The 17990-nt window shown below is 57.5% G+C and carries 21 protein-coding genes and 3 tRNA genes; 14 read left to right on the top strand and 10 right to left on the bottom strand.

Annotated elements, in window-relative coordinates:
• Nucleotides 1–167 precede the first annotated feature (167 nt).
• From GOV89_RS01170 to GOV89_RS01155, 4 genes are all read left to right on the top strand, one after another.
• Entirely contained in the window at nt 168–1943 is a 1776-nt protein-coding gene (locus GOV89_RS01170; protein WP_171237238.1) for a diguanylate cyclase, read from the top strand.
• Between the two features lie 39 nt (nt 1944–1982).
• Entirely contained in the window at nt 1983–3104 is a 1122-nt protein-coding gene (locus GOV89_RS01165) for an alpha-hydroxy acid oxidase (protein ID WP_171237237.1), read from the top strand.
• A 161-nt stretch (nt 3105–3265) separates the two neighbouring features.
• A complete protein-coding gene (locus GOV89_RS01160) occupies nt 3266–6703 on the top strand; it encodes a pyruvate carboxylase (RefSeq protein WP_171237236.1) in 3438 nt (1145 codons plus the stop codon).
• Between the two features lie 78 nt (nt 6704–6781).
• A complete protein-coding gene (locus tag GOV89_RS01155; protein ID WP_171237235.1) occupies nt 6782–7165 on the top strand; it encodes an MAPEG family protein in 384 nt (127 codons plus the stop codon).
• A 13-nt stretch (nt 7166–7178) separates the two neighbouring features.
• On the opposite strand, the gene GOV89_RS01150 is transcribed toward GOV89_RS01155, so the two are convergent.
• Nucleotides 7179–7331 (bottom strand): hypothetical protein, encoded by a 153-nt coding sequence (locus tag GOV89_RS01150; protein WP_171175362.1) that lies wholly within the window; start codon nt 7329–7331, stop codon nt 7179–7181.
• A gap of 148 nt (nt 7332–7479) precedes the next feature.
• Here GOV89_RS01150 and GOV89_RS01145 point away from each other — a divergent pair.
• The 3 genes from GOV89_RS01145 to GOV89_RS01135 all read left to right on the top strand — a co-directional run bounded on the left by GOV89_RS01145 (nt 7480) and on the right by GOV89_RS01135 (nt 8610).
• Nucleotides 7480–7554 (top strand) — tRNA-Gly (locus tag GOV89_RS01145).
• A gap of 33 nt (nt 7555–7587) precedes the next feature.
• Nucleotides 7588–7662: transfer RNA gene (locus GOV89_RS01140), tRNA-Gly, on the top strand.
• An 81-nt stretch (nt 7663–7743) separates the two neighbouring features.
• On the top strand, nt 7744–8610 hold the full coding sequence (locus GOV89_RS01135; RefSeq protein ID WP_216601737.1) for a GNAT family N-acetyltransferase: 867 nt from the start codon (nt 7744–7746) through the stop codon (nt 8608–8610).
• On the opposite strand, the gene GOV89_RS01130 is transcribed toward GOV89_RS01135, so the two are convergent.
• Nucleotides 8607–8846, bottom strand: a complete 240-nt coding sequence (locus GOV89_RS01130) for an Lrp/AsnC family transcriptional regulator (RefSeq protein ID WP_050602861.1) — start codon at nt 8844–8846, stop codon at nt 8607–8609. The two genes, GOV89_RS01135 and GOV89_RS01130, sit on opposite strands and share 4 nt — an antisense overlap.
• Before the next feature lie 154 nt (nt 8847–9000).
• On the opposite strand from GOV89_RS01130, the gene hisB reads away from it, so the two are divergent.
• Both hisB and hisH read left to right on the top strand, forming a co-directional pair.
• Nucleotides 9001–9588: an imidazoleglycerol-phosphate dehydratase HisB gene (hisB, locus tag GOV89_RS01125; protein WP_171175366.1), complete on the top strand. Its 588-nt coding sequence runs from the start codon at nt 9001–9003 to the stop codon at nt 9586–9588.
• A gap of 85 nt (nt 9589–9673) precedes the next feature.
• A complete protein-coding gene (gene hisH / locus GOV89_RS01120) occupies nt 9674–10312 on the top strand; it encodes an imidazole glycerol phosphate synthase subunit HisH (protein WP_171175368.1) in 639 nt (212 codons plus the stop codon).
• A gap of 3 nt (nt 10313–10315) precedes the next feature.
• Here the strand turns inward: hisH and GOV89_RS01115 are convergent, their stop codons facing one another.
• Nucleotides 10316–10717, bottom strand: a complete 402-nt coding sequence (locus tag GOV89_RS01115; protein WP_171175370.1) for a DUF2147 domain-containing protein — start codon at nt 10715–10717, stop codon at nt 10316–10318.
• 134 nt (nt 10718–10851) lie between these two features.
• Between GOV89_RS01115 and hisA the strand changes: the two genes are divergently transcribed.
• Nucleotides 10852–11571 (top strand): 1-(5-phosphoribosyl)-5-[(5-phosphoribosylamino)methylideneamino]imidazole-4-carboxamide isomerase, encoded by a 720-nt coding sequence (gene hisA / locus GOV89_RS01110; protein ID WP_171175372.1) that lies wholly within the window; start codon nt 10852–10854, stop codon nt 11569–11571.
• A 1-nt stretch (nt 11572) separates the two neighbouring features.
• Here hisA and GOV89_RS01105 read toward each other — a convergent pair whose 3' ends face one another.
• Entirely contained in the window at nt 11573–12019 is a 447-nt protein-coding gene (locus GOV89_RS01105) for a DUF302 domain-containing protein (RefSeq protein ID WP_253284445.1), read from the bottom strand.
• Nucleotides 12020–12139: 120 nt separating this feature from the next.
• Here GOV89_RS01105 and hisF point away from each other — a divergent pair, with 120 nt between their 5' ends.
• The 3 genes from hisF to GOV89_RS01090 all read left to right on the top strand — a co-directional run bounded on the left by hisF (nt 12140) and on the right by GOV89_RS01090 (nt 13856).
• Nucleotides 12140–12901 (top strand): imidazole glycerol phosphate synthase subunit HisF, encoded by a 762-nt coding sequence (gene hisF, locus GOV89_RS01100; protein WP_171237233.1) that lies wholly within the window; start codon nt 12140–12142, stop codon nt 12899–12901.
• Entirely contained in the window at nt 12898–13215 is a 318-nt protein-coding gene (locus GOV89_RS01095) for a phosphoribosyl-ATP diphosphatase (RefSeq protein WP_171237232.1), read from the top strand. Before hisF ends, GOV89_RS01095 begins: the two co-directional genes overlap by 4 nt.
• A gap of 68 nt (nt 13216–13283) precedes the next feature.
• Nucleotides 13284–13856, top strand: coding sequence for a hypothetical protein (locus GOV89_RS01090; RefSeq protein WP_171175378.1), 573 nt, complete (start codon nt 13284–13286; stop codon nt 13854–13856).
• Here the strand turns inward: GOV89_RS01090 and GOV89_RS01085 are convergent.
• The 4 genes from GOV89_RS01085 to rlmB form a co-directional block, all read right to left on the bottom strand.
• Entirely contained in the window at nt 13853–14323 is a 471-nt protein-coding gene (locus GOV89_RS01085; protein WP_171175380.1) for a CoA-binding protein, read from the bottom strand. The two genes, GOV89_RS01090 and GOV89_RS01085, sit on opposite strands and share 4 nt — an antisense overlap.
• Before the next feature lie 196 nt (nt 14324–14519).
• On the bottom strand, nt 14520–14972 hold the full coding sequence (locus GOV89_RS01080) for a YHS domain-containing (seleno)protein (protein WP_174836676.1): 453 nt from the start codon (nt 14970–14972) through the stop codon (nt 14520–14522).
• Nucleotides 14973–15075: 103 nt separating this feature from the next.
• Nucleotides 15076–15357, bottom strand: coding sequence for a hypothetical protein (locus tag GOV89_RS01075; RefSeq protein ID WP_171176233.1), 282 nt, complete (start codon nt 15355–15357; stop codon nt 15076–15078).
• Nucleotides 15358–15372: 15 nt separating this feature from the next.
• A complete protein-coding gene (rlmB, locus tag GOV89_RS01070) occupies nt 15373–16143 on the bottom strand; it encodes a 23S rRNA (guanosine(2251)-2'-O)-methyltransferase RlmB (RefSeq protein ID WP_171175384.1) in 771 nt (256 codons plus the stop codon).
• Between the two features lie 116 nt (nt 16144–16259).
• On the opposite strand from rlmB, the gene GOV89_RS01065 reads away from it, so the two are divergent.
• Nucleotides 16260–16343: transfer RNA gene (locus GOV89_RS01065), tRNA-Tyr, on the top strand.
• A 319-nt stretch (nt 16344–16662) separates the two neighbouring features.
• Here GOV89_RS01065 and GOV89_RS01060 read toward each other — a convergent pair.
• Together GOV89_RS01060 and GOV89_RS01055 are read right to left on the bottom strand one after the other, a co-directional pair.
• Entirely contained in the window at nt 16663–17184 is a 522-nt protein-coding gene (locus GOV89_RS01060; RefSeq protein WP_171235502.1) for a DUF2478 domain-containing protein, read from the bottom strand.
• A gap of 69 nt (nt 17185–17253) precedes the next feature.
• Entirely contained in the window at nt 17254–17919 is a 666-nt protein-coding gene (locus GOV89_RS01055) for an NnrU family protein (protein WP_171237231.1), read from the bottom strand.
• Between the last annotated feature and the right edge of the window lie 71 nt (nt 17920–17990).

Here is a 17990-nt window from a genome sequence, read left to right as displayed (position 1 = left end):
GCTGGATCAGCCCGGAGGGAAAGAGTTTGTTCACGGCTTGTTCACAGGCTTTTAACACTTCTTTTTGCATTAATTCGAAACAAAGAAACGACTATCGCCGCTCAAAAGTTAACCCACTGTCAAACTCAGGGCCGGATGCTGATCCCATTGCTGTGGGAGCGGGAAAGATGGAACAGACGAATCCGACGACAGGATCATCGCGTTTGAAAATGGTGGGTGCGGGCCTGATGCTGGTCGTTCTGACGGTAGCAGCCGGTTGGGGCATCTACGCGGTCCCGGCACCGGTGGTGGATCGCATGCTGGAAGCAGACCTGCGCAAAAGCGCCGTGCGGCTGAGCCGTCAGGTCGAAAGCAATTTAAGCAGTCTGGAGGCGACATTCCGCGATCATTCGCTCAGCCCGCATGACCAGGATTTTCTGAATCTGTTGCCAGAAACCTCGGACATCTACCGGTTCAAACTGTTCGATGCATCAGGCAACGTATTTTGGTCGACCCGCAGCAGTGACGTTGGCTCGGTGAACACAAAACCTTACTTTAAGTCTGTCGTTGCCGCCGGCGGCCTTTATTACAAACACGAAGAGAAACCTATCACGGAAATTGACTCCTTTGACCCCGATCCCCGCGGGAATAAGGGGCTGAACAGCCGTCATGTCGCCGAGGTCTATACACCGATTATCAAAGATGCGACGTTTCTGGGGGCAATCGAATTCTATTCGGACATCACGGACCTAAGGAATCTGTTCATCACTCGGGTGCGCTTGTCTCTGGCTATCCTCAGCGGAGTGGCGTTGCTGGCCCTGACAACTGTGATCCTGATTGTCCACCGCACCAACCTGCGTCAAGTGCGCGACCTTCGCAAACGAGCCGTGAAAGAGCGGGAATTGATGGACGAACAGCTGCGCTTGGCCCGCGAAGTACGCTTGCTGGGTGAGTTGAATGAATGGCTGCAATCCAGTCGATCGCTGGATGAGCTGTTCGATATGGTGTCACGCTTCATGACCCACATCCTGCCCGAGGCAGAGGGCAGCGTTTATGTCTATTCCAACTCTCGCGATGTTCTGGACGGTTGCGCCAGCTGGAATGGCGGCACGCACAAGTCGCATATTCACCCCGAAGGCTGCTGGGGATTGCGGCGTGGACGCACCTATGAATTCGGCGCATCCGAGATCGACTTTGTCTGTGAACACGCCGAACCGCATGATGGGCGACCCTATTTCTGTTTTCCCATCCTCGCGCATGGCGAAACCGTCGGCCTGCTGCATCTTAGGGCGCTTGCCGGGCGTGACGCATGTTTTCACAAAAGTCGTAAACTCGCGCAGCTGTGCGCCGAGCAGATCAGCATGGCCATTGCCAACGTCAGAATGCGCGATCAATTGCATGACCAATCGGTACGCGACCCTCTGACTGGCCTATTCAATCGTCGTCACTTGACGGAAACGCTACGCAAGTCGATCAGCCGCAGCCAAAAGACCGGAGCGGCGCTGAGTCTGATCGCCGTGGACGTGGATCATTTCAAAAAGTTCAACGACACGCATGGGCACGACGCAGGTGACATGGTCTTGCGTGCGGTTGGGGCCGCGCTGGAACAGGGCTGCGACCGCGACGAGGTGGCCTGCCGCATCGGCGGTGAAGAATTTATGTTGATCCTACCCGACAACACCCCCGAAGACGCTGTGACCCGCGCAGAGCAGCTGAGACAGGCAGTCGAAGCCGTCACCGTCCGCTATGGCGAAAAGGCCTTGCCCCGCATCACCATCTCGGTCGGGGTGGCGCATTACCCGAAGCACGGAACCATGCCACAGGATCTGATGCGCGCGGCCGACGATGCGCTTTATGCGGCCAAGGACAAAGGGCGCAACCAGGTTGAGGTAGCCAGCGAAACCCAGAATCAGGTCAAGCGACCCCTCGCCAAAGGCAAACAGACCCACCCGGACGCGGCCTAATACCCTTGCCGAATCACGCTTCGGGTCGGATCAATCCGCATGGACCTGCACAGCACCTTTCCCGGTATACCGGATTTGAAACGTCACGCGCGCCGCCGCCTGCCGCATTTCGTATGGGAATATGTCGAAAGCGGTACGGGGGCGGAAACGACTCTGACACGAAATCGAAAGGCGCTGGATGACGTCCGCCTTTCGCCCTCGATCCTGCACGGCGAACTGGAATTTGATACATCGAGGACCTTACTGGGCCGTGATTACCCTTTGCCATTTGGAATAGCGCCGATCGGGATGTCCGGGTTGGTCTGGCCCGACGCGGAGCGCCTGTTGGCTCAGGCAGCCGCGGAGGAAGGGATTCCATATGCGCTGTCCACCGTGGCCAGCCAAAGCCCTGAGGACCTGGCACCACACCTGGGACCAAACGCCTGGTTTCAGCTTTACCCGCCGCGCGACCCAGACATTCGCAAGGATATGTTGGGTCGGGCGCATCAGGCCGGGTTTCGAACCCTTGTGCTGACTGTGGATGTCCCAGTAGCCTCACGCAGGGAACGACAAACCCGCTCGGGCCTGAGGCAGCCACCAAAGCTGACGCCGCGTTTGCTGGCACAGATTGCGACAAAGCCCGCTTGGGCCATGGGTATGCTGCGCAATGGCGTGCCGCATATGCGCACTCTGGACAAGTATATCGAAGATCCGGGCGATCTGCCGCCGACGGCCCATATTGGGTACCTGTTGAGGACATCACCGGGGTTGGACTATGTATCGTGGCTGCGCGATCATTGGGACGGAGGCTTTGTGGTCAAAGGCATCTTGCGTCCCGAAGATTCTGACAGACTGGAACGGGTGGGTGTGGACGCCCTGTGGGTCTCGAATCACGGAGGTCGCCAATTTGACGCAGCCCCGGCCAGCATTGAAGCTCTTCCAGCTATTCGCGACGCCACCAATTTACCGCTAATATTTGACAGCGGTATCGAAAGTGGCCTGGATGTACTGCGCGCGCTTTCCCTAGGCGCCGATTTTGTCATGCTTGGGCGCGCTTTTTTGTACGGGTTGGCGGCACTTGGCCCTTGCGGCCCCGCGCATGTCATCGATGTTCTGAGACAGGATCTGCACGCAAATATGGGTCAGATGGGTCTGGCGGCACTGTCTCAAATTGAGAGATGATGTTAATAATTTGATGCTGCAGCGCGGCATGCGTATAAGGCTACAGCGGCCAAAGGGCGTTTGCGAGCGGTAACATGCCGGTTCTACCCAGAAGAACGGATATACCTGCGCGTATTGTTCGCCCAATAACACGCCCAAACACATAAAGACCGGGACTTAATATGACAGACTTCACCAAGATCCTGATCGCCAACCGCGGCGAGATTGCCATTCGCGTCATGCGCGCAGCGAACGAGATGGGCAAACGCACTGTTGCTGTCTTTGCCGAAGAGGACAAGCTTGGCCTGCATCGTTTCAAGGCCGATGAGGCCTATCGCATTGGCGAAGGCATGGGCCCGGTTGCTGCATATCTGAGCATTGACGAGATTATCCGCGTGGCCAAGGAGTGTGGCGCGGACGCGATCCATCCGGGCTATGGCCTGCTGTCCGAGAACCCGGATTTCGTGGATGCCTGTGTGCAGAACGGGATCACCTTTATTGGCCCCAAAGCCGAAACCATGCGCGCCCTGGGAGACAAAGCCAGTGCGCGGCGTGTGGCGATTGAGGCTGGCGTTCCGGTCATCCCCGCAACCGAAGTGTTGGGTGATGACATGGACGCGATCCGGGCCGACGCCGCCGAGATCGGTTATCCGCTGATGCTCAAGGCCAGCTGGGGCGGTGGTGGTCGGGGTATGCGCCCGATCGAGTCCGAGGACGAATTGGAAGAAAAGGTGCTGGAAGGCCGTCGCGAGGCCGAAGCCGCCTTTGGCAATGGTGAGGGCTATCTGGAAAAGATGATCACCCGCGCCCGCCACGTCGAGGTTCAGATACTGGGCGACAAGCATGGTGAGATTTATCACCTTTATGAGCGTGACTGCTCGGTCCAGCGCCGCAACCAGAAGGTGGTCGAACGCGCCCCTGCCCCATACCTGTCCGAAGAGCAGCGCGCTGAGATCTGTGAACTGGGGCGCAAGATCTGCGCCCATGTGAACTATGAGTGCGCGGGCACTGTCGAGTTCCTGATGGATATGGAAACCGGCAAGTTCTACTTCATCGAAGTGAACCCGCGCGTGCAGGTGGAACACACTGTCACCGAGGAAGTCACCGGTATCGACATCGTTCAAGCACAGATTCTGATCGCTGAAGGCAAGACCCTGGCCGAAGCCACCGGCGCTGCCAGCCAGGCGGATGTGCATCTGAACGGCCATGCGCTGCAGACCCGGATTACGACCGAAGACCCACAGAACAACTTCATCCCCGACTATGGCCGCATCACCGCCTATCGCTCAGCCACCGGCATGGGCATTCGTCTGGATGGCGGCACCGCCTATGCGGGCGGGGTGATCACGCGGTATTACGACTCGCTGCTGACCAAGGTGACGGCCAAGGCCCCGACGCCTGAGGCCGCGATTGCCCGCATGGACCGCGCCCTGCGTGAATTCCGCATTCGCGGTGTCAGCACAAATATCGACTTTGTCATCAACCTGCTGAAACACCCGACCTTCCTGTCGAACGAATACACCACCAAGTTCATCGACACGACACCCGATCTGTTCGCGTTCAAGCGCCGCCGCGACCGGGGCACCAAGGTTCTGACCTATATCGCGGACATTACGGTGAACGGGCACCCCGAGACCAAGGATCGCCCCGAACCGCGCGCCGACTTGAAAGAGGCCAAACCCCCCGCGCAAAAGGCCGAACCACAAATGGGCACCCGCAACCTGCTGGAGCAAAAGGGCCCGCAGGCCGTGGCCTATTGGATGAAGGCGCAGCGTCAACTGCTGATCACCGACACCACCATGCGCGACGGGCATCAGTCACTGCTGGCGACCCGGATGCGGTCGATCGACATGATCAAGGTTGCTCCGACTTATGCGGCCAACCTGCCGCAGTTGTTCAGTGTAGAATGTTGGGGCGGCGCAACGTTCGACGTCGCCTATCGGTTCCTGCAGGAATGCCCGTGGCAGCGTTTGCGCGACCTGCGCGAAGCGATGCCGAACCTGATGACCCAGATGCTGCTGCGTGGAGCAAACGGGGTCGGCTACACCAACTACCCCGACAACGTGGTGCAGGAATTCGTACGCCAGGCGTCCAAGAACATTGATGTCTTCCGCGTGTTCGACTCGCTGAACTGGGTTGAGAACATGCGTGTGGCGATGGACGCTGTCGTCGAGAACGGCAAGATCTGCGAAGGCACGGTTTGCTACACGGGCGACATCCTTGACCCGGATCGGGCCAAGTACGACCTGAAGTATTATGTCGGCATGGCGAAAGAGCTGCGCGACGCAGGTGCGCATATCCTTGGCCTGAAAGACATGGCGGGTCTGTTGAAACCGGCCTCGGCCAAGATCCTGATCCGCGCGCTGAAAGAAGAGGTCGGCCTGCCGATCCATTTCCACACCCATGACACCGCCGGTATCGCCAGCGCGACCATTCTGGCCGCGTCCGATGCGGGTGTGGACGCCGTGGACTGCGCGATGGACAGCTTCTCGGGCAACACGTCACAGGCAACGCTGGGCACCGTGGTCGAGGCCCTGCGCCACACCGACCGCGACACCGGGTTGGACATCAAGGCAATCCGCGAGATCAGCGACTACTTCGAAGCGGTTCGCGGTCAGTATGCGGCCTTCGAATCCAGCCTGCAGGCCCCGGCGTCCGAGGTCTATCTGCACGAGATGCCCGGGGGTCAGTTCACCAACCTCAAGGCGCAGGCGCGTAGCCTGGGTCTGGAAGAGCGCTGGCACGAGGTCGCCCAGATGTATGCCGACGTAAACCAGATGTTCGGTGACATCGTAAAGGTGACACCCTCATCCAAGGTTGTTGGCGACATGGCGCTGATGATGGTCAGCCAAAACATGACCCGCGAACAGGTCGAGGACCCGGCAACTGACGTCGCCTTCCCCGACTCGGTCGTGGACATGATGCGCGGCAATCTGGGTCAGCCTCCGGGTGGGTTCCCCGACACCATCATCAAGAAGGTGCTGAAGGACGAAGCCCCCAACACAGAACGCCCCGGCAAGGACGTGCCTGCGGTTGATCTGGAAGCCACCCGCGCCGAACTGTCCAAGCAGCTGGAAGGCAAAGACGTCGATGACGAGGACCTGAACGGCTATCTGATGTATCCCAAGGTGTTCCTGGACTACATGGGACGTCATCGGATCTATGGCCCTGTCCGAACTCTGCCTACACGCACCTTCTTCTACGGCATGGAGCCGGGCGAAGAGATCACGGCTGAGATCGACCCCGGCAAGACGCTGGAGATCCGCTGTCAGGCGATAGGCGAGACCGATGAAAACGGCGAAGTCCGCGTGTTCTTTGAACTGAACGGCCAACCCCGTGTCATCCGGGTACCGAACCGGATGGTCACATCAAGCACCCAGGCGCGGCCCAAGGCTGAAACCGGCAACCCCGATCACGTCGGCGCGCCAATGCCGGGGGTCGTGGCAACGGTTGCCGTAACTGCGGGACAAGAGGTCAAGGAAGGCGACATGCTGTTGACCATCGAGGCGATGAAAATGGAAACCGGCATCCACGCCGAACGCGACGCAAACGTCAAAGCCGTTCACGTGCAACCAGGCGGCCAGATCGACGCAAAAGACCTGCTCGTCGAACTGGAATAAGCCGTCGAACCAGCTAAAGTTCAAAGGGCCGTGCGGGAAACCGTGCGGCCCTTTTCAATGCTGGAACGGAGACAGACCATGCTTGCAATCACACCGATCTACGCGGCCCTGATCGCAATCCTGTACGTAGCGCTCAGCGTCAAAGTGATTCTACAGCGCCGTAGCGACAAAATCTCGGTCGGAGATGGCGGCAGCAAACTTATGATCAAGGCGATACGCACGCATTCCAATTGCGCCGAATACGCACCCATCAGCCTTTTGCTGATCGCAATGGTAGAGTTGCAAGGCGCAGGTAGCCTGACGTTACACGTGTTGGGCCTGATGCTGTTGGCCGGGCGTCTGTTGCACGCATACGGTTTTGGCAGAACGCCGCAGATCGTCATTCTGCGACAGCTTGGAATGGGGCTGACGTTCACAGCAATATTGGTAACCGCGATCGCGAATCTGGTCCTGGCCCTCTGACTGTAGGCGGGGTTTATCCCGCCAACACCAGCGTTTCGACCAGTGGCGCGCGCATCAGGACTGGGTCGACCTCGACCACCTTGTCCTCAACCCGTGCGCATAGCATCGTGGTCAATATGATCAGCGCGGCCAACAGCGCCATTTTCATATCAGCTATACGTGCCATTTTCATTCTTCAGCCCCTCTTATTTTTTCACGCTCTAGATTTTCAACGAGCTGGGCTCGGATTTCCGTCGAAAGATTTTTCCTCTTTTTTGCGTTTTTCCGCTTGCAGCCTCGCGTGGGAATTTATACATCCCTCCTCACTCAACGGCGCGGGCGTAGCTCAGGGGTAGAGCATAACCTTGCCAAGGTTAGGGTCGGGCGTTCGAATCGCCTCGCCCGCTCCATTGAGAGGTCTTTGGACCACATATGTATCTGATGCGGGCGTAGCTCAGGGGTAGAGCATAACCTTGCCAAGGTTAGGGTCGGGCGTTCGAATCGCCTCGCCCGCTCCAGATACCAACCGATCCGAACATGCTGGTTCTTTGCAGCGCGTTGCGCCATTCTGGTCGCATTACGCAATGCAGGATTACCCGATGTCTGATTATATCATTCGCCCACTCACTGCTGCCGAAGTCCAGCACGCTGTAGATTGGGCCGGTCGCGAAGGATGGAACCCCGGCGTACACGACGCCGAGTGCTTTCGCCCAACGGACCCGGACGGGTTTCTGGGCGGATTTCTGGATGGAGAGATGATTTCCTCGGTCTCGGCGGTGAATTACAACGCCGATTTCGCGTTTCTGGGCTTTTACATCGTTAAACCCGAGTTCCGGCACCATGGTCATGGGCTTGAGATAGCGCAACATGCGCTTGCTCATTGCGGCAGTCGTAACATGGGTCTGGATGGCGTTGTCGAGCAGCAGGAAAATTATCGCAAATCCGGCTTTACCTTCGCGTATAACAACTACCGATTTGCCGGAACAAAAACGCGGATGCTGGCGAAGCTGGGTACATCTTCGAATGATTGCGTAGCGGATCTGAGCAGTGCGTCAGATGAATTGAAAGCCTATGACCGCGACATGTTTCCCGCTGCACGCGATCTGTTCCTTGAAAGCTGGCTCAGCGCTTACAATCACGTATCAAAGGTCTATTCCGACAATGGCAGAATCCAAGGCTACGCAACGCTGCGCCCTTGCCTCACCGGATACAAGGTTGGTCCGCTGTTTGCAGACAATACCGACATTGCAAGGGCACTGTTAGCAGCTCTGCTGACGGCGATTCCCGAAGACCATAACGAGCATGAGGTTTTTGTGGACATGCCACAGCCCAACGCATCAGCTTTCGCTTTGGCCGACGCGCTTGGACTGGACAAAGTGTTTGAAACCGCCCGGATGTATTCCGACCATCAACCCGACATCGATCTGGATCGAATCTTTGGCGTGACAACGTTCGAGCTGGGCTAGAACGCTTTGAATGTCATGGTCGTCAAGGATCGTTCGATGTTGGGGATCACTAGCAAGTGTTCGTTGATAAAGTGGCCCACATCCTCGGTCTCGGGGATATAGAGCTTCAGAAGCAGGTCATATTCGCCGCTGGTGGAATACAGTTCGGAATGAATTTCGCGCAGGGCGATTTCTTCGGCCACCTTATAAGTGGTGCCGGGTTTGCAGCGGATCTGGATGAAAACGCAGGTGGACATGGTGTGACCCTATCGGTTCGTGTTGCTTGCAAGCTGACACGGGGCACAGCCGGGTGCAATCCCCTGCAACAGTTTGGCCTGAATGCCACCTATGGTCTGGATAAGGCAGCCCAACCCCGTCTATAAGCGCGCCTGTAGCAAAAGGAATTCGCCCATGCGCAGCGCTTCGATCAGCCGCAAGACCGCCGAGACCGAGATCACGGTTCAGGTCAATCTGGATGGCACCGGCACCTATGACAACCAGACCGGTGTTGGCTTCTTTGACCACATGCTGGATCAGCTGGCGCGCCACTCGCTGATCGACATGACGATCAGTGCCAAGGGTGATTATCACATCGACGACCATCACACGGTCGAAGATACCGGCATCGCGCTGGGTCAGGCACTGACGCAGGCTCTGGGCGATAAGAAAGGCATCCGCCGTTATGGCGAATGTCATCTGCCTATGGACGACGCACAAGTGCGCTGCGCGCTGGACTTGTCGGGCCGTCCGTTCCTGATCTGGAATGTAGACTTGCCCACGCAGAAGATCGGCACGTTCGACACAGAGCTTGTGCGAGAGTTTTTTCAGGCGCTCAGCACACATGGCGGCATCACCCTGCACATCGACCAGTTGCACGGCTTCAACAGCCATCACATTGCCGAGGCGGCTTTCAAAGCTGTCGCGCGCGCTTTGCGTGATGCAGTCGAAACCGATCCACGCAAGGCGGATGCGATTCCATCGACCAAGGGTGCTTTGTAGGCGGTGGTAAGGGGCGCCGCCCCTCTTGGCCTTTGGCCAATTCACCCCGCCGTATTTGGAACAAGAAGAAGAACAGGTCCGTATCATGTTGACTGCGATCATTGATTATGAGTCGGGCAATCTGCACTCGGCCGAGAAGGCTTTTCAGCGCATGGCGCGTGAATTGGATGCCGGTGAGGTTGTTGTGACCTCGGACGCAGACGTCGTGGCGCGTGCGGATCGTTTGGTGTTGCCGGGTGATGGGGCCTTTCCGGCCTGTGCCGCCGAGCTGCGGGGACACAGAGGCATCTATGATGCGATGGTCGAGGCAGTCGAGCAAAAGGGACGACCGTTTCTGGGCATCTGCGTTGGGATGCAACTGATGGCCACCAAGGGCCATGAATACAGCGAAACCGATGGTTTGGGCTGGGTTGCAGGTGATGTTGTCCGAATTGAGCCTTCGGATGCAGCCCTAAAAGTCCCCCATATGGGCTGGAATGATCTGGTCCTGGAAAGCGATCATCCAGTGTTCGATGGGGTGAAATCCGGTGATCACACGTATTTCGTCCACTCCTACCATTTTCGTGTGAGCGACCCAGCACAGCGGCTGGCTTACGTTGATTATGGGCAAGAGGTCACGGCCGTGATTGGCCGCGACACGATGGTTGGGATGCAGTTCCACCCCGAGAAAAGTCAGGACGTTGGGCTGCGTATGCTGGGCAACTTCCTGACCTGGAACCCCTGAGGGTTACTGGACGCGCGTCCAGGTTTGGCCGCGACAGATCAAACCACCCGCCACACAACCCTTGACGGTCAGCTTGTTCTGCCCGTCCAGCGACATTTTCGAATTGTAGGTCTTGTCGCGGTCCGGGGCCCAGATCTTGCCGCTGTCATAGCTGCCGCTACCTTCGGGCACCATGTCCCAGATGATCTGTTTACCCAGATTTTCGTATTCCAGCTGCTGGTTCCCATCCGCATCAAAGGCGCTGTCGATTGTGCCGCAAATCGCGCTCCCGCATTCGGAAATCGTGACATGCAGGTAACCACCCGTGTCACCCGGCGCAGTCTTCCATAGCCCGTCAACAGGATCTGCTGCCAAAGCACTGGTCGCAAGAAGCGACAAACCCGCTGCAAACGTAAATTTCTTCATGATTTTCTCCCTGTTTTGAGGGCAGTCTGACCCGCCAAGGACCGACGGGCAAGAATGACCCAGCGTCGCGTTGCATCCCCTGCCCTGCCTGTGCGATATCCCGCGCGTGTAACAAAGATATAGGGCCGCCCGACATGATCCTCTACCCCGCCATCGACCTCAAAGACGGCAATGCCGTACGCCTGCTGCGCGGTGAAATGGACAAGGCCACCGTGTTCAATGAAGACCCTGCCGCACAGGCCCGCGCCTTTGTCGAGGCGGGATGCGAGTGGCTTCATCTGGTCGATCTGAACGGCGCGTTTGCGGGTGAACCGGTTAACGCCGCCCCGGTCGAGGCGATACTGAAAGCCTGCGACGTGCCCGCTCAGTTGGGTGGCGGTATCCGCGACATGGCCACGATCGAAACATGGATCGGCAAGGGATTGGCGCGGGTCATTTTGGGCACAGTTGCGGTCGAAAACCCTGATCTGGTGCGCGAAGCGGCGAAAGCTTTTCCCGGCAAAGTCGCTGTGGGCATTGATGCGCGCAACGGTATGGTGGCGACTAAAGGCTGGGCCGAAGAGACTGACGTGCAGGTCACCGATCTGGCCCGCAGTTTCGAAGACGCAGGCGTGGCCGCAATCATCTATACTGACATCAACCGTGATGGCGCGATGCAGGGCCCGAACATCGAGGCGACAGCAGCCCTCGCTCAGGCGGTTTCTATCCCCGTGATTGCGTCGGGTGGCGTCAGCTCTTTGGAAGACCTGATCGCCCTGCGCGACTGTGGTGTCGAACTGGACGGCGCGATCTCGGGTCGGGCGCTGTATGATGGCGCGATTGACCTGGCCGAGGCCATTCGCGCCCTTAACTGAGCTACTGCGCGGCAGCGGCAGTCAGTTTCGCCAAAGCGCCGCGCATCTTTTCGATGACGGGTGACTTTTCGACCTCATCCAGCTCATCCATCGTTTCCTTGGGGTCTTCATAGGCCAGCCAGACCTGACCGCTGGCGTCCTCATAGGCTTGCACCTTGAGCGGCAGGAACAACCCAGCACGCGGGTCGATCTGCATGGCTGGCGTGCCCAGCGCAGGGTTACCGAAAATCAGCACCTGATTGGCAGGAATGGGCGTACCGACCTTTTCCGCTCCGGCCGCATGGTCGATTCGCGCAAACACGGTGGCCCCGGCATTGCCAACTGCTTCTTCCAACGCATCCAGCGCCTCAGCCACGGATTTACTTGTTTGAACTTTGATGATGTCGTCAGCCATGGCGGATAGTGCGCCCCCGAATGTTAGAATTGAAGCCAGAAGAAGATGTTTCATCTCGATAATCCTTTTCATGAATTTCACCCCTAATTTCCATGGCTTCACGATGGATCACAATCACAAGTCTGGCATCAGCGGTGCTTTGCCGGTAAAGGTCCGGCAACGAAGGACACCCAGATGCTGAAAACCCGGATCATTCCCTGTCTTGATGTCGCCGATGGCCGCGTGGTCAAAGGCGTGAATTTCGTTGGCCTGCGCGACGCGGGCGACCCGGTGGAATCGGCCAAGGCCTATGACGCCGCCGGCGCTGACGAGATATGTTTTCTGGACATCCATGCGACCCACGAAAACCGCGGAACGATGTTTGATGTGGTGCAGCGCACGGCTGAGCAGTGCTTTGTCCCACTGACAGTGGGTGGCGGTGTACGCACCAAGGAAGATGTGCGCGCCCTGCTGCTGGCTGGGGCGGACAAGGTCAGTTTCAACTCGGCCGCCGTCGCCAACCCGAACGTGATCGCGGAATCGGCTGACCAGTTTGGCAGTCAATGCATCGTTTGCGCCATAGACGCCAAGACCGTCAGCCCCGGAAAGTGGGAAATTTTCACCCATGGTGGGCGAAAGCCTACCGGTATTGATGCGGTCGATTTTGCCAAAACAGTTGTTGCCAAAGGGGCCGGAGAAATCCTTCTGACCTCGATGGATCGTGACGGCACAAAAGCCGGGTTCAACTTGCCCCTGACCCGCGCCATTTCCGACGCGGTGAATGTACCGGTGATCGCCAGCGGAGGTGTCGGCAATCTGGACCATCTGGTGGAAGGTGTCACCAAAGGCGGCGCAAGCGCCGTGCTGGCGGCCTCGATCTTTCATTTCGGCGAATACACCATCCGCGAAGCCAAGGAACACATGGCCGCTGCGGGCATTCCGATGAGGCTAACATGAGCATCCTGCACGATCTGGCCTTCACGATTGAGGCCCGCAAAGACGCAGACCCGGACTCCAGTTGGACAGCCAAGCTGCTGGCCAAAGGTCCCGAGAAATGTGCAGAGAAGTTTGGCGAAGAAGCTGTTGAGGCGATCATCGAGGCCGTCAAGGATGACAAAACCAGGCTGACCTCTGAGGCGGCTGATGTTCTGTATCACCTTCTGGTCATGCTGGTCTCGCGGAACGTGGCACTGGATGATGTCCTGACCGAACTGGCACGTCGTCAGGGCGTCAGCGGTATCGCGGAAAAGGCTTCCCGCCCTAAGAGGTAAAACCTGGGTTCCGCGTCGCTGTTTGGACCGCTATACTTGGACGTCAGATTGGCAGCCGAGGGCGCGACATGATCCGAGTTTTGATGCTTGTGGCAACGCTTGCCATCGTCGCGGGCTGCTCTGCGCCACCGCCCTCGACCGGGGACCAGGTTCAACGCCTGGCAACTGAAATTCAAAGTTTGGGCCCTGACATAGATCCCGAAGAAGCCCAACGAGCGGCGCAGGTTGCCTACGCCTACACCGCACAGCTGGTCGATGAATACCAGATCACTGACCCGCCATTGATCCACAACGCAAAGGTCAACAAAGGCGTGCGCCCACGCGGGCTCTGCTGGCACTGGGCCGAGGACATTGAGCGTCGTCTGAAGCAGGAAAATTTCCAAACGCTTGAGATGCATCGCGCCATAGCCAATGCCGATAATCCGCTGAGAATCGACCACTCCACAGCGATCATCAGCCGCAAGGGGGAATCGTTGTATGACGGTGTCGTACTGGACCCGTGGCGCTATGGCGGGGTGTTGTTCTGGTCTCCGCTGGTCGAGGACACCCGTTACGAATGGGTGCCGCGCGACGTGGTGCTAGAGAAGCGGCGACAGGAACAGGTGGCCCGGCTGAAACCCTATCAGCCAGCAACGCCCTAAAGTTTGGACGAGATGATTCCGGTCGAAAATCCGCCCATGCGCAGCTCGCCAAACAGGCGCTGATACTCGATCTTGGGACAGCGGTTCATCACTACGTCAACGCCCCGTGCTTCGGCCTTTGCCTCCGCTTCGGCATGTTCAACCCCGATCTGCATCCAAATCGTGCTGAGAGAGGGAAAAACGTCCAGAGCTTCGTCAACGATAGGCGGCACAGCTTCGGACCGCCGAAAAATATCCACCATATCCACGGGCTCGGTTATGTCCGAAAGACTACCTCGCACTGTCTGACCGAATAGGTCTTTGCCTGCATGGCCTGGATTGACCGGGATCACATCAAATCCCTTCAAGGTTAGATAGCGCGCCACGTAGAAACTGGGTCGCACAGGGTTCAACGACACTCCTACAACGGCAACCGTCTTGGTGCGTTGCAGAATGGTTTTGAGGTGCTGATCGGGATAATTTGACATGCCCTATCCTTAACAGGGTTATCAAAAGAAAAAAGCGCCCAAGACAGCTTGGGCGCCAGTTGTTGGAACGAGGGACAGTGAAATGACCCGCGGCAGTTCCGTTCCGCGGTCACTGTGACATTTAGGCATGAGTTGGTGAAAAAAAAGAGGGGGCGCGCATTTTTGTGATGACTTTTCACAATTAGCTGATTCTTGCCTAGTTGTGGTACAAGATCACCGGCCAGTTTTCTTCTGCCATTTCAATGAATTCCGCCCTATCCTGCTGCCACATCATCTCAATCTGCTTTGAGTGCGTCAGATACAGGCGGCCATCGACCACCTGCCACGCATTGGGATCGGTGCTTTTCAGAACCCCTTTGGCCATCGCGTAAGAACAATACCCGCCAAACTGCGGAGCAAAGGCCCGGGGGTTGCTTTCAAAGCGCTCTCGGTTTTCCGCAGATGAAAAATGCCATTTTGCCCCTTTCCACATCACAGCGTTTTCCGGGGCACCCATAACGGGCGTCGCGCCTTCGAAGTAGGTCACGGGATCATACCCGGCCATCGCCACACCTTCGGTGGCGAAATAGACGGGATTGTCCTGCGCGGAAACGGCAGAAGAAAGGAATACAGCGCTTAGCGCGCCAAGGATGGAACGTTGGATCAGCATCGCCACGTCAGAATCTGGAGTCTTGAGGTATCAACATGCAAGTTTTCGGCGGTAACGGAAGCCCCGTTGACAAGGATGTGATCGAGTTTCAACGCAAGGGCGCCTAGTCGAAAATATCCTCAATCACGTCCCAGGCTTCGTCAAACACACGTGAGAACACGCTCTTTTTCTTCTTTTTACGTTTTGCCCTTGAATGCACCATATGAGACACGGCAGGTCGCGCCTGTTTTTCTTTCACGGCCTTACGCTTTGGAATCATCTTGAGATCATGTAGCGGAGCACCGCAGCTTGAACAGCTAAGCTCATGCCGCTCTTTTCCCTTCAGGACCAGGGCCGCACGAGTGCCGCAATAACAGCAGGTGGCGATTTTGGATGGACCGGAAATGGCGCTCTCCTTTGCTCAGGAACGAGATGCATATAAGGCGATTGCCGCCGCGTTTGAGACATTCAGTGACCCAAACCCGCCTGCTGCGTCAATTTTCACCAACTGATCGACGGTTTCTTTGGTCTTCTGCCGCAAGCCCGGGCCTTCGGCACCAAGCACAAGCGCCACGGGGCGATCATGCCCCTCGACCAACGCACCTTCGATCGTCATATCGGCTTCGCCGTCCAGTCCAAGAACCAGAAACCCCATGCCCTGAAGCTCGATGATCGCGTCTGCAAGGTTGCGCACCCGCAAATATGGTTGGCGTTCCAGCGCACCGCTGGCGGTTTTGGCCAGCGCCCCTGTTTCAGGTGCAGAGTGATGCCGCGTACCTATCACAGCGCTGGCCCCCAAAACTTCGGCTGAGCGCAGAATCGCCCCAACGTTATGTGGATCAGTCACTCGGTCCAGCAGAATGACTCTTGGGTTTTCCCGTCCAATACAGTTTTCGGCCAGACCGCCCCAATCCAACGGCTTGACCTCAAGCGCAGCACCCTGGTGAACCGAACCAGCATCAATAGGCGCGGTGAACTTGCGTGGATCAACCATCTCGGCTTCAATCCCAGCAAATTCAATGGCTTCCGCCAGCTTGTCACGGGCGTTACGTGTCACGATCAGGCGCAATTTCTGACGATTTGGGTTCATCAAAGCATCCCGCACCGCATGCAAGCCGAACAGCCAGACGGTTTCGGCCGCAGCGGCTTTGCGCGCCTGTTCCTTTTCGACGACCCATTTGGGTTTCTTCATTTTATGGGCCTCCGGGCCGAGAATTCGGTTTCCTGCGCCAAAGCGAAATTTTCCTGTTGACGCTCCTTTGGTGCGCTAGTAATCACGCCTCCACGTCAGGTGCAACGCCTGACAGTGGGCGACAGGCCGCAAGGTGTGGCAGGGGACTGTAACTCCCTCGCGGAGACGCACGCCTGGTTCGATTCCAGGGTCGCCCACCATCTTTCCAACTGAGCGTGAAGATGTGCAGAGTGTGTTTTTGGCACGCTGTGATCGGGTTGGTTGGCGTTGTGCGCGGTTGAAAAAAACCAAGGTTTAAGAACCAACCGTTTGATCTGATTACACTGTTGCGAAGCACTTCCCGGTGCCCTTGATCATTTTCGTTTCCAGAGGGGTATTGAAGCCGCGACAGCATCACCGCCTGTAAGACGCAGTCCAAGTCTGTCTGGTTTTTTGCGGGCTGAAGCCCCTGCAATATCGAAAAAAGGCGCTGAATGCGCTTCGGCGCCTTTTTTACCCTGTTTTTAGGGGTTTACTACCTTACTCTGCCGCCGTGCGCAGTTCTGAAACCTTGTTGAACCACGCCTCGATTGCATCTAGGTCCGCCGGGAGGGCTTCCGCAGCGCCGTCCGCGAACGCCTGAAACTTTTCTTCGTTCAACCCGTTCACGCCGACCAGCACCGGGATGTCCATCGCCAATGCTTCGCCGATCACAGGGCGGAATCCTCGGCCATCCGATTCGTGCTTGCCGAATTTGTTGATGATCAGCAACTGGGGTGCCTTTTCAAGCGAAGCAGTCACATACCCAACCGCCTGTTCCAGTGCTGCGGGGTCCAGGCGGCAACCGCGCGACTGTGTTCCTAGAGATTGCGAAATGCGGATGGTCTCACCCTCTGGCAGCACGCGCACATCCATATCGCATTTGCTGCTGTCCGCGCATTCGGTGTTGGTCTGAACAACGCCCGCCAGTTTCGCGCCCGAAGCCAGCAGGTGTTCTGCAACAGCGCTTAACAGGCGATCAGTGGCGCCGCGATCGGTGGTGGTGACATAGGCCAGATTCATCTTGGACCTCTTGTTTTTCATTTCGACATTTCAAATAGCACGCTCAGGTGTATCCGACCACTCCCCCAGCTACGGAAACGGAGACAGACCGATCACAGGAGCGTGCAGGTGAAGAAGAACCGCATAGGCGGCAAGTGCGGTCATCCATACCCAGGGACGTGGCCAAGGGCGCGGCGCACGGAGTGAAAAGCGCGCGGTTTTTCGAGACAACCGGACCCATTCAATCCCCATTTCGCTAAGTTTGCGACGGTCGATCAAAGACATGCCCATGGCTGCGAAACCGGCAAACAGGCCAAACAGGATGACGTGCGACAGGCTGCCATTGGCCAGCAAGTGTGCCAATGCCCACAACATCAACGCGGCAAGGACCGGGTGGCGGGTGGTGCGCAGGATACCGGGCTGCTCTGGGTCAAAGGCCCGGTTGCCTAGCCCGCCAAACGAGAACGGATTTTGAATGGCCAGCCCCGCAAGGGCCAGCCAACAGACGACCGGCATGATCAGTACTGGCACCCAGCGCAATACTGGAAACGGTGGAATGACCTCCACATAAGGTGCGTTTGAGGCTGCAATGATCAGCCAGACCAACACAGCCAGCGACAGGATCGAATACCCTGCAAAATACCCGCGATGCCCCAGCGTTCCGGTTAGCCACCTGCGCACCGCCGGCCGCACGGGAATTGCGTGGCTGAGAAGGAACGTGACAAGCGCTGCGAGAAATAGAACCCAACCGGTCATGGTGATCTCCGAACGTATTGGGATCGGTCTAGATCAGGATGGCGGCGACTTCCTTGTCCGAAATCAAGTTT

The organism is Ruegeria sp. HKCCA5763 (genome assembly GCF_013034545.1).
Lineage (GTDB): Bacteria > Pseudomonadota > Alphaproteobacteria > Rhodobacterales > Rhodobacteraceae > Ruegeria.
The sequence above is the reverse complement of the archived record's forward strand: the minus strand, read 5'-3'. Positions and strand labels throughout refer to the sequence as shown.

Excerpts from the sequence above, each read along its gene's own strand:
- GOV89_RS01170 (WP_171237238.1), top strand. The coding sequence starts at position 168 with ATGGAACAGACGAATCCGACGACAGGATCATCGCGTTTGAAAATGGTG.
- GOV89_RS01165 (WP_171237237.1), top strand. The coding sequence starts at position 1,983 with ATGGACCTGCACAGCACCTTTCCCGGTATACCGGATTTGAAACGTCAC.
- GOV89_RS01160 (WP_171237236.1), top strand. The coding sequence starts at position 3,266 with ATGACAGACTTCACCAAGATCCTGATCGCCAACCGCGGCGAGATTGCC.
- GOV89_RS01155 (WP_171237235.1), top strand. The coding sequence starts at position 6,782 with ATGCTTGCAATCACACCGATCTACGCGGCCCTGATCGCAATCCTGTAC.
- GOV89_RS01150 (WP_171175362.1), bottom strand. The coding sequence starts at position 7,331 with ATGGCACGTATAGCTGATATGAAAATGGCGCTGTTGGCCGCGCTGATC.
- GOV89_RS01135 (WP_216601737.1), top strand. The coding sequence starts at position 7,744 with ATGTCTGATTATATCATTCGCCCACTCACTGCTGCCGAAGTCCAGCAC.
- GOV89_RS01130 (WP_050602861.1), bottom strand. The coding sequence starts at position 8,846 with ATGTCCACCTGCGTTTTCATCCAGATCCGCTGCAAACCCGGCACCACT.
- hisB (WP_171175366.1), top strand. The coding sequence starts at position 9,001 with ATGCGCAGCGCTTCGATCAGCCGCAAGACCGCCGAGACCGAGATCACG.
- hisH (WP_171175368.1), top strand. The coding sequence starts at position 9,674 with ATGTTGACTGCGATCATTGATTATGAGTCGGGCAATCTGCACTCGGCC.
- GOV89_RS01115 (WP_171175370.1), bottom strand. The coding sequence starts at position 10,717 with ATGAAGAAATTTACGTTTGCAGCGGGTTTGTCGCTTCTTGCGACCAGT.
- hisA (WP_171175372.1), top strand. The coding sequence starts at position 10,852 with ATGATCCTCTACCCCGCCATCGACCTCAAAGACGGCAATGCCGTACGC.
- GOV89_RS01105 (WP_253284445.1), bottom strand. The coding sequence starts at position 12,019 with ATGAAACATCTTCTTCTGGCTTCAATTCTAACATTCGGGGGCGCACTA.
- hisF (WP_171237233.1), top strand. The coding sequence starts at position 12,140 with ATGCTGAAAACCCGGATCATTCCCTGTCTTGATGTCGCCGATGGCCGC.
- GOV89_RS01095 (WP_171237232.1), top strand. The coding sequence starts at position 12,898 with ATGAGCATCCTGCACGATCTGGCCTTCACGATTGAGGCCCGCAAAGAC.
- GOV89_RS01090 (WP_171175378.1), top strand. The coding sequence starts at position 13,284 with ATGATCCGAGTTTTGATGCTTGTGGCAACGCTTGCCATCGTCGCGGGC.
- GOV89_RS01085 (WP_171175380.1), bottom strand. The coding sequence starts at position 14,323 with ATGTCAAATTATCCCGATCAGCACCTCAAAACCATTCTGCAACGCACC.
- GOV89_RS01080 (WP_174836676.1), bottom strand. The coding sequence starts at position 14,972 with ATGCTGATCCAACGTTCCATCCTTGGCGCGCTAAGCGCTGTATTCCTT.
- rlmB (WP_171175384.1), bottom strand. The coding sequence starts at position 16,143 with ATGAAGAAACCCAAATGGGTCGTCGAAAAGGAACAGGCGCGCAAAGCC.
- GOV89_RS01060 (WP_171235502.1), bottom strand. The coding sequence starts at position 17,184 with ATGAATCTGGCCTATGTCACCACCACCGATCGCGGCGCCACTGATCGC.
- GOV89_RS01055 (WP_171237231.1), bottom strand. The coding sequence starts at position 17,919 with ATGACCGGTTGGGTTCTATTTCTCGCAGCGCTTGTCACGTTCCTTCTC.